Here is a 10,452-nt window from a genome sequence, read left to right as displayed (position 1 = left end):
TTCTCCTATTCTGCTTGGATCTCTAAAATTAAATCTCTAAGCTCTGCTGCTTTTTCGTAGTTTTGCTCTTTAGCAGCAGTTAACATTTCTTTTCTAATTTGTTCAATTAATTTATCTTTTTGTTTTTGTTTATCTTTTTTAGATTTATTTATTTTATCAATTTCACTTCTAATTTTTGAATCCATTAAACCAAAGTCGCTTATTTTTTTAATAATTGTTTTTGGAGTAATATTATGTTCTAAGTTATAAGCAATTTGAATATTTCTTCTCCTTTCGGTTTCTTCCATAGCTTCAATCATCGCTTGAGAAGTTGAATCTGCAAAAAATATAACTCTTCCGTCTGAATTTCTTGCGGCACGTCCGACTGTTTGGATTAAACTTCTAGTATTTCTTAAAAATCCTTGTTTGTCTGCTTCTAAAATACAAACCAAACTTACTTCTGGAACATCAAGCCCTTCTCTTAATAAGTTAACTCCAACAATTACATCATAGACACCTTTTCTTAAATCAGATAAGACTTCATTACGCTCTAAAGTTTTTAATTCAGAATGTAAGTAAGCAACTTTAATATTTCTTCCCTGTAAAAAACTAGTTATATCTTCTGATTGTTTAATCGTTAATGCTGTAATAAAAACTTTTTGTTTTTTTTCTACTACTTTATTAATATTTTCAATTATTACTTCCATTTGATTTGTTGTTGGCAAAACTGTGATTGTAGGATCAATTAATCCAGTTGGTCTAATAATTTGTTCTGCAAATTTATAATCTGCTAATTGCATTTCATAATCTCCTGGTGTTGCAGAAGTGTAAATTACATTGTTTAATTTTTTTTCAAACTCTTCAAAATTTAATGGTCGATTATCAAGAGCACTTGGCAACCTAAACCCATGAGCTACTAAAGTTTCTTTTCTACTTCTATCAGTATTATACATACCTCTAACTTGAGGAATCATCATGTGTGATTCATCAATTATAGTTAAAAAGTCTTTTTCAAAATAATCTAAAAGTGAAAAAGGAGTTACTCCAGGAGGTCTAAAGTCTAAATGAGCAGAGTAGTTTTCAATTCCACTACATACACCAAATTCTTCTAATGTTTCCATATCATATTTAGTTCGTTTTGAAAGTCTATCAGCTTCAATTAATTTTCCTTCATCTAAAAAATATTGCACTCTTTGTTCAAGTTCAATTCCAATATTTTCAATTGCTTTTTTTAGTTTATCTCATTGAGTAACATAAGCTGCTGCTGGAAAAATAGTAAACAATCTTAATTTATCTTTAACTGTATTATTTAATACATCCATTATATCAAGCGCTTCAATTTCATCACCAAACATAGATATTCTTAAATTAAATGAATCAGTTCAACTTGGAGCAATTTGAATTATATCTCCTTTTGCACTAAACTCTCCCATTGCAAGAACATTATCATTTCTTATGTAACCAGTTTTTACTAAAAAACTTAATAGTTCTTTTTTACTAATTTTTTGTCCTACTTTAAGTTCAAAAAAAACTTCACCATATTCACGTGGGTCTTGACTTGCATAAATTGCTGCAACAGAAGCAACAACTATTGTATCTGTTCTTGTTATTAATGCATTTTTTGCACTTAGTCTCATCATTTCTAAATCATTATTTCTTTTTGCATCTTTGTCGATGTATAAATCTCTTGAAGGAATGTATGCTTCTGGTTGATAAAAATCAAAGTTAGAAACAAAATATTCAACACGATTATTAGGAAATAACTCTTTTAGTTCTATGTAAAGTTGCATTGCTAAAGTTTTATTATGAGCCAAAACAAGAGTTTGTTTGTTTACATTTTTAATAATGTTTGCCATAGTAAAAGTTTTACCTGTACCTGTTGCTCCCAATAAAACTTGATGCTTTTTGTTATTTTTAAGACCATCTAACAAATTTGCAATTGCTTTTGGTTGGTCTCCGCTTGGACTATATTCAGTCACTAAATCAAAATTTCTTCTTTCTTTATTCATAAAATCACCTACGTAAAAATACTAGACTTTTGCCTAGTACAATTGATATGCTAAAAGATATTATCACATCTTTTTATAAAAATACAACTTTTTTATTTTTAATAAAAAAATAAAAGCAAAAAAATAGTGCTTTTATTAAATAAATTTTATCCAATTTTTGTTTTTGAACGAACTTGCTCTGTATCTTCAATTTCATCTTCGTTAATTGATCCATCAGGATTGGTTTTAATTTTTTTAACAACCTTACCTTTTTTGTCCTTCATAACAAATTCTTTTCCTTGATTATCTTTTTGATTTTTTTCTGCAATTGCTTGAGCAACCGCTAATAAAATTTGAGCTTCAACATCAATTTGAGCTTTTTGTTCATCGGTTAAATCTTGATTCATAAGTTTTTCAAAAGATTGTTTTACATCATCTACTGTAAATAATTTATTTTTTAAATCAAACTTCTTAACAATAGCATCAATTCCGTCTTGAGTTAATTCTAAGGCTTTTTTTCTTCTTTCATCAACAACTTCATCTAGCTTGTCCATTAGACCGTTAATAATATGTTCTTGAATTTCTAGTTTTTTAAATCTTTCAACATCATCTTTAAATTCTTCTTTTAATTGAGCAAAACGATTTGTTACATTATTTCTAGAAAACTCTTCTTGTTTAATACCGATTTCGTTTAAAATTTCATCGATATCTTTTTCAGTTACATTAATAACTTTTTTTTCTGCTTCAACTTGTTGAGTTTGTTGTGCTTGACGATTTGCATTAATTAAAATATTTTCAATATCAATTTTGTTATTTGAAATATTTTCAACGCTACCTTCAGCGTTAAATGATTGGTATAGTCGATCAATTGCTTCGAATGCAATATTAATTTTCATTTTATTAAATAATTTTGCAGATTGTTCTACATATTCATGTAATGGATTATTTTGAGCGTATTGTTGTAAATAAATACCACTTCTTAGTTTTTGACTTAAGTTAATATGACGAGTTCAAAATCTATCAAAAGATTGCAGAATTGTTCTTCTTTCCATTTCATGAATTACATTTTCAGGAACACCTTCAATTTTTTGTAAGTATAGTTCCATCATATGTTTTTGAATTAGTTTTGCCATTTGTTGTTTTTCTAATCCGATCAATTCTTTTTCTTCCATAGAATCTTTAATAATATATTCTGAGTTTAAACGTTTAATTAATAAATCAACATTAACAGTTCTTTCTCCTCTTACAAGTTCAGAACATTCTTCAATAATTTCAAATGCAATTGTGTATTGAAATTTTGCAAGAACAACTTTTAAATCTGTTTGTAATAAAATATCATCACGTTGAGCATACATAGCTTCACGTTGTTGAGAAAGAATGTTGTCATAATCTAAAACGTTTTTTCTTTGATCAAAGTTTAAACCTTCTAATTTTTTTTGAGCATTTGTGATTGCTCTTGTAAACATTTTAGATTTAATATGGTCATCTCCAAGTTTGATAAAATATTGTCTTACTTTTGGAGCGGTAAATCTTATCATCAATTCATCTTCCATTGATATATAAAATCTTGAAGTTCCTGGATCACCTTGACGTCCAGCACGACCTCTTAACTGGTTATCAATACGTCTTGCTTCATTACGTTCAATACCCATAACAAATAATCCGCCAAGTTTTCTTGTTTCTTCTGTTAATTTAATATCTGTTCCACGTCCAGCCATGTTTGTTGCTAAAGTAATAGCTTTTAATTGACCAGCACCTTCAACAATTTCGGCTTCACGTAAGTGGTTTTTGGCGTTAATCATTTCAAATTTTAGTCCTGCTTTTTCAAGATATCTTGCAACTTGTTCGGATGACTCAACACTTGTTGTTCCAATCAATACTGGTCTTCCGATTTCATTTAATGCTTTTAAATCTTCTACCATTCTTTTTAATTTTGCATTTTTTGTTCCAAAAGTTAAATCTGGTTCATCAACTCTAATAATTGGTTCGTTTGTAGGACAAACAATAACTCTAGTGTTATATATTTTTAAGAATTCTTCTTCTTCAGTTTTTGCAGTACCTGTCATCCCTGAAAGTTTATTATATAAACGATAAAAGTTTTGATAAGTAATAGTTGCAAGTGTTTGAGTTTCTTCTTCTACTTCAACACCTTCTTTTGCTTGAAGAGATTGTTGTAATCCATCACTATAAGCACGTCCAGGCATAACCCTTCCAGTAAATTGGTCAATTAAAACAATTTCACCATCTTGAACTGTATATTCTATTTCTTTTTTAAATGTAAAATTTGCTTTTAAAGCGTTCATAATTAAGTGAAAAATTTCAGTATTTCTAAAATCAAATAAATTTTCAATACTAAAATAGTTTTGTGCTTTTTTAATACCTGAGTCTGTTAAATAAACTTGTTTTGATTCTAAATCAATCTCTACATCCTCAGGTTCTTTTAAAGTTTTTGCACAAGCATCAGCTGCCATATACATATTAATACGATTTTGACTTCCTCCAGAAATAATTAAAGGAGTTCTTGCTTCATCTATTAGAACTGAATCAGCTTCATCAATAATTGCATAATTTAATTTTCTTTGAACTTTTTGATCAAAATTGAATACCATATTATCTCTTAAATAATCAAACCCTAACTCAGCATTTGTTGTATAAGTAATATCTTGTGCATAAGCTTCTCTTTTTTCGTTTTTGCTTGATTCTCTACTATTTAAACCCACAGTTAAACCTAAAAAATTATAAACTTTTCCATTTATTTCACTATCTCTTTTTGAAAGATATTCATTAACTGTAACAACATGAACCCCTTGTCCTGATAAAGCATTTAAATATGCAGGAAATAATCCAGTTAAAGTTTTTCCTTCCCCTGTTTTCATTTCAGCAATATCACCTTCATGAAGAATAATTCCCCCAATTAATTGAACACGATATGCTTTTAATCCTAAAACTCTGTACGCAGCTTCTCTAACAACAGAATATGCTTCAACTAATAAACTATCAAGACTTTCTCCTTGTTCAATTCTTTCTTTGAATTCTTGTGTTTTATTTTTTAGTTCTTCATCTGTTAATTTTGAATATGCTTGATCATTTTTTATTATTAAGTCAGCTGTTTTTCCGTGTTTGCTAACTATTTTTTTATCTCTTGCCATTAAGTAGTAGCTTCCCTTCTTATAAACTTATTAGAGTATTTTAACAACAAAATAATTATATAACATTTGTATATAAACTCCCATTAAATAAAAGAATAAATATTGCTTTTTTTATTATATTGAAAAATTTCTTTTATAAATATATAATTTAATAGCAGCATTAAATTTGGCTCACTAGAGTGCTGACATACGAGAGCCTACAAGGAGAAATCAATGATTTTACTAAAAGATATAAATAAATTTTATGGAAAAAAACAAGTTTTAAAAGATATAAACTTAACTATTAATAATTCAGAAGCTGTAGCTTTTTTAGGATCTAATGGTAGTGGGAAAACAACTCTTGTTGAAATTATTGCTAAACTATTAAAACCAACAAGTGGAACTGTTGAACATAATAACGAAAATAATGATAAAGAAAAAGTAAGAGTGGGTATGCAATTTCAAGATGGAAGTTGACCTCCAGGAACTAAAATTTTAGATTTAGTGACTTTTTATAAAAATAAAAGTTATTTAAAAAGTAAAGAATTTTTAGATTTAGTTGATGCTTTTAACTTAGATAAATTTATCAAAAAGCCAATAGATTCATTATCTGGAGGTGAAAGACAAAGAGCAAATTGTTTTTTGTCTGTTATTAACGATCCTCAAATTTTGATATTAGATGAACTTATTACCGGTTTAGATCTAGAGATGCAAATTAAATTAATTAACTTTTTTAAAAATTATAAGAAAAATAATGATTTAACTTTATTAATTGTTTCTCATATCCCAGAAGAAGTTGAAGATCTATGCGATAGAGTTGTATTATTAAAAGACGGAGAAGTTTTTGAAGACATATCTATAAAAGAAATACAAAAAAAATATGGAAGTCTTAGAAAAAGATTATTGGAATATTACGCTATATAATAGCAAAATAAAAAAGTCGTTTGAACGACTTTTTTATTTTTTTACTGATATATTGAAACTCATATAAGTTAGTACTGCACCTATTGGTATAATAAATAGCGAACTAAATAATGGTCCATATATATTTTTAAATGAAAAGTAATTATCTACATTATCAAGAATTTTATATAGTTCAGCTGAACCGTTAAATGAATTTGTGTAAGATATATAAAAAATTCAATTTATATATTTTTGAGGATTTAAATAACTGAATACTTGGTAAACAAAACTCTGAGTGAAACTATAATCAATTAAATAGTCTCCTGTAATTATAATGTATAGCAGAGTTAGCGCAAATAATGAGTTAATTAAATATACATTTCTAAAAAATCCAGCAATTAATATAGATATACAAAATATTAAAATAATATTTAGAATAATTCCTATAAAAATTATTAGTACTGAAGGTTGAGAAAACATTGTTTTAAATAAGTTTATAACTTTTTTATCATATGAAGTTGTATCAATTCCTAATAATATACAAGAAATAACAATAAGCGAAACTAATGAATAAGTTAAATAAACTATAAATAGAGATACTAAAAAAGTTAAATTGTTTATTCCAAAGTTTTTAATTTGTTTAATAAAAATTGTTTCTCTTCAAGTACTAACGATATTAGTTACAAATAAAGAATTTACAACAATAACTAAGAAAATAAGCGGACCTGTAACTATAACTCTATCGGATATAATATTCTTTTTAAATAAGTAAAAATAAATAAATAATTCTAATAAAATAGGTATTAAAAACATAAATATGTAAGTATAAAATGATCTAATAGAAATTTTATACATATACCTAATAGCTTTGTCTAATTTGTGAAAGTTCATATTTTTTTTTATAAATTTACATTAAATTTATAAATTTCTCCTTTCTTACCATTAGATTTAAATACAGGTCTAACTCCAATTTGGATGTTACCATCATCTAAATTTTTTAAATAATACATGTCTTGAGTAGTCTCACCAGCTCTATATCATTTGTTGTTTTTGTATAAATATATTTCAAAATAATCAACACTATCAATATCGCTTACCTCTCAGTTAAATCTAATACTATTTTTTATTTGATCATCATATTTTCTATAAATTACATATTCAGCTTTTGGATTTGTTATTGAAAATTTTGTAACATCAAAATTATCAACGTAATTATTACTTACAATTTTTAATTCTCCAACATTAAATTTAAATTCTTTATACTTAGGTTTAATGTTTAACCCTACCATAGATAATACATTTCCTTCATTAATTGCTAAATTTGCATTTGATAAGTCAAGTGTAATCTCTTTTCAGCCATCTGCCAGTTCTTTTACACTGCTTGGTTCTTTTTCAACTACATTATTTAACTTTTGATTTTTATCTCCAAAAGTTAAACGGAACTTAACATCAGAGGATAAATTTTCTGATAGTCCATCTTTATATACAAATGATAATTTCTTATCACCTTTTTTAATATTAGTACCCATAATATCTCAACCATAAGTTTTACTTAAGTCTCAATTAGTTGCAGGAATAATTCTTCCTTCTTGGTCAAAACCATTTCCAATAACTATAGAATTTCCTTTGTTGTATACATCATCATAATCATAACCACCTGAAAACTCATTAATTTTTAGTGGAGTATCAGAGTCATTTACGTCAAATATTCTTCATTTGTATGTAGGCAATACATCTGTCAACCTTCTGTTTAGTCATGGATAGTTATTAAAAATAGTTTTTTGATCTTCTACGAATTTAATACCACTTCCTGTAGAAAAGTTTGTTGTTAAATATGAGTTATCTATATTTTCATCAACAAATACAGTTTTTTCTCTTATTAAATTTCCTATACCTAAGCTTGTTGTGTTATAACCATTTCCAGAACCTAACACATCTTCAGATTTAGTATTGTAATTATATATATATTTTAATAAATCTGGGTTTTTCTTATAATCTTTTTTATCTCAATGAATTCTTGGATCAATAACAATTGTTTCGCTTGGGAAGTCTTTTAAATTTTTTCTAATTTTGCTATAGTCAGCAAAACCTTTATCTTTTGTACTTACAAATAAATTTGTTCCACTATAAATTATGTCATTAAATAAAGCGTTAACTTGATTTTTGAATAATGATGTTCTTGGATTAGAGTAATCTGCATCTTTTCCTAGGATATTGTCTACAGCTTCACCAAATTTTCCTGAACCTCCATCAAAGAATCCTGAAAAACTGCTATAGTGATCTTTGTCAAAGTCTCCTTTAGCATTTGCATAGGCTAAGAATCTATAATCAAATGTACCGTGTATAAATGAGTTGTAACCAGCATCTATTATTGTATAAACATTTGAAGAAGTATAATTTGGATAATCTTTAAGGAACTGATCTCATGTTCCTGCACCAACTCCAAAATTAACTTGCATTTCTGTGATTTTAGTTTTATTTCCATCACTATAAGCTGATGTTGCCATTCTGGCCATATCTTGATCATGATATTTTTTTGTATCTTGATCATAATATAAATTTGCATTATTTTTGTAATAAATTATTTCTAAATTTTTAGTAGCTTCATCTTTAGACAATAAAGTTTTTTTGTTGAAATCTGATACTATTTCAAATAAATCATTATTATTTATTACTGTACCACTTGGATCGTTTCCGTTTGCTTCATTGTTTAAATATCATCCATCAAATCCCATATATGTAGCAATTTGAATTAGTTTATCAACAATTAAAAAGGTTCCGTTTTCATCTTTTTTCAAAAAGTCAGTCAACATCTCTTTTGTTAAACCATGAAAACCATCTAAGAATATATTTCCAAATATTTTAGCTCCACTTTTGTGAGCTGATTCTATATTATCTGCTGCTGGTGGAATTATTGGTCCTTCATATCATGAACCAGATCACCCTACAAAATTAGTGTTATATTGTCAATTTAATTGAGTGATTTCAAAAGGGTTTTTTGAACCAACAATTGAATTATTAAATGTAGAGGCTCCTTTTGTATTATACGAAAGCAGATTAAATTTTATTCTTTCATCTTGGCTTTCTAAATATTTAACACCTGGGTAATCTCTTTTTCTAATTGGTTGATAAGATTTATTATATTTTGCGTCCATATCAACGCTTGGGTCAAACGTTAAAATTGAATTTAATCTTCTATAAGCTTGTGCAGGAGTATCTATACCAAAATCATAAGCCATATTTCCATTGGGCATAAACCCTTTGTTTAAAGGTATACCAGTAGAAACTTGTTTTTCTATATCTTTTGATCATTTAAAACCAGTGTTAAATGTCCCATAATCAAGAAAACTGTTATAGTTATCAGGTTTTATATTACCTAGATCTTTAATATTTTCATTAGAAGCATCCAATTCAAAGTCACTTGAGTAACTATCAACTTCATAACCTTCTCCATCCTTTGAATTTTTTCAATCAAAGTTTTTAAACCCACTTAAAAATTCATTTTGTTTATTTGTGTAATTACAACCTATTAATTGAGTTGCAAAAGTGACTGGAACAGATACTAAAAGTAAACTGTTTAATAACTTTTTCATTATATTTTATACCCCCATTTAAATACTCATTTATATACAACAGCAACAACAATTAAAAATGCTAATGCTGGTAAAAGAGTTTGAAAAATATTAATAAAAGGAGAAGTTTGACCGTAAAAATAATCTGGAATAATTTGTGTTATACCATAAACATCAAAAAGTGTGTAAGATGTCAATAGCATAATAAATCATACAAAGTATTTTGCAGGACTAAAGTATCCTAATATTATTAGCGCTTTACTTTCACTAGTTACACTTGGTTGTACAATTGCATCCGACAAACCTACAGATAAAATCAAAAATAATAGTATAAAAAATATTGAAAGTGGTACTTTTTTTGAAATTGATGTAAGTAATAGATTAACAATTGTTAAAAACAGTATTAGTAAAATAGTAAATGTTGAATATAAAAATCAAATTAATCCATCTAGATTTTTTAAAACCTTGTGATTAATTGTTACTAAATTTACTGCATTAAATATGTTATATAAAGCAATATTAATTAATATACAAATAAAAGATATGAATAAATTAATTAAAAATAATGATATTAATAAATTGATTTTGTTTATAGAACCCATTTGTAATTTAGTTAAATAATTTCTTTTTTTTCAATCAACAACAACAATACCTATGTAAGCTGATGAAAAAAATGTACAACTTGTAACGATAGCAATTATAAATGGCGGCATTATTACTTGATTTGCGTTTCTGAATCAAACTACAAAAGAGATTGAAAAAACAGCAGCCGAAAGTAAAAAGGTATAAAAATAAGTTCTATAGTTTAAAAAAATATTTTTAAAAATTAAAGTAAATATTTTTCCAAAACTTTTAATATTTGTTTTAAATTTCATAGCACTC

Annotated in this window: 5 protein-coding genes and 1 pseudogene; 1 reads left to right on the top strand and 5 read right to left on the bottom strand. The window is 26.6% G+C overall.

The window, feature by feature from the left end; translation table 4 throughout:
* Positions 1–5: 5 nt before the first annotated feature.
* Positions 6–1,988: an excinuclease ABC subunit UvrB gene (uvrB, locus tag SGLAD_RS00425; RefSeq protein ID WP_134297087.1), complete on the bottom strand. Its 1,983-nt coding sequence runs from the start codon at positions 1,986–1,988 to the stop codon at positions 6–8.
* A 377-nt stretch (positions 1,989–2,365) separates the two neighbouring features.
* Positions 2,366–5,116, bottom strand: a pseudogene (gene secA / locus SGLAD_RS00420) (preprotein translocase subunit SecA); the annotation flags it as partial.
* Positions 5,117–5,329: 213 nt separating this feature from the next.
* On the opposite strand from secA, the gene SGLAD_RS00415 reads away from it, so the two are divergent.
* A complete protein-coding gene (locus SGLAD_RS00415) occupies positions 5,330–6,019 on the top strand; it encodes an ABC transporter ATP-binding protein (RefSeq protein WP_134297085.1) in 690 nt (229 codons plus the stop codon).
* A 33-nt stretch (positions 6,020–6,052) separates the two neighbouring features.
* On the opposite strand, the gene SGLAD_RS00410 is transcribed toward SGLAD_RS00415, so the two are convergent.
* The 3 genes from SGLAD_RS00410 to SGLAD_RS00400 are packed head-to-tail and all read right to left on the bottom strand — an operon-like array spanning position 6,053 to position 10,445.
* On the bottom strand, positions 6,053–6,853 hold the full coding sequence (locus tag SGLAD_RS00410) for a hypothetical protein (RefSeq protein ID WP_134297084.1): 801 nt from the start codon (positions 6,851–6,853) through the stop codon (positions 6,053–6,055).
* 44 nt (positions 6,854–6,897) lie between these two features.
* Entirely contained in the window at positions 6,898–9,591 is a 2,694-nt protein-coding gene (locus SGLAD_RS00405) for an endo-beta-N-acetylglucosaminidase (RefSeq protein WP_134297083.1), read from the bottom strand.
* Positions 9,591–10,445: a hypothetical protein gene (locus tag SGLAD_RS00400; RefSeq protein WP_134297082.1), complete on the bottom strand. Its 855-nt coding sequence runs from the start codon at positions 10,443–10,445 to the stop codon at positions 9,591–9,593. The genes SGLAD_RS00405 and SGLAD_RS00400 overlap by 1 nt, the downstream gene beginning before the upstream one ends.
* Positions 10,446–10,452 lie beyond the last annotated feature (7 nt).

The sequence above is a fragment of the Spiroplasma gladiatoris genome (assembly GCF_004379335.1).
Classification (GTDB): Bacteria; Bacillota_I; Bacilli_A; order Mycoplasmatales; family Mycoplasmataceae; genus Spiroplasma_A; species Spiroplasma_A gladiatoris.
Note: the sequence above shows the minus strand (reverse complement) of the source record. Positions and strands in the feature narration are given on the sequence as shown.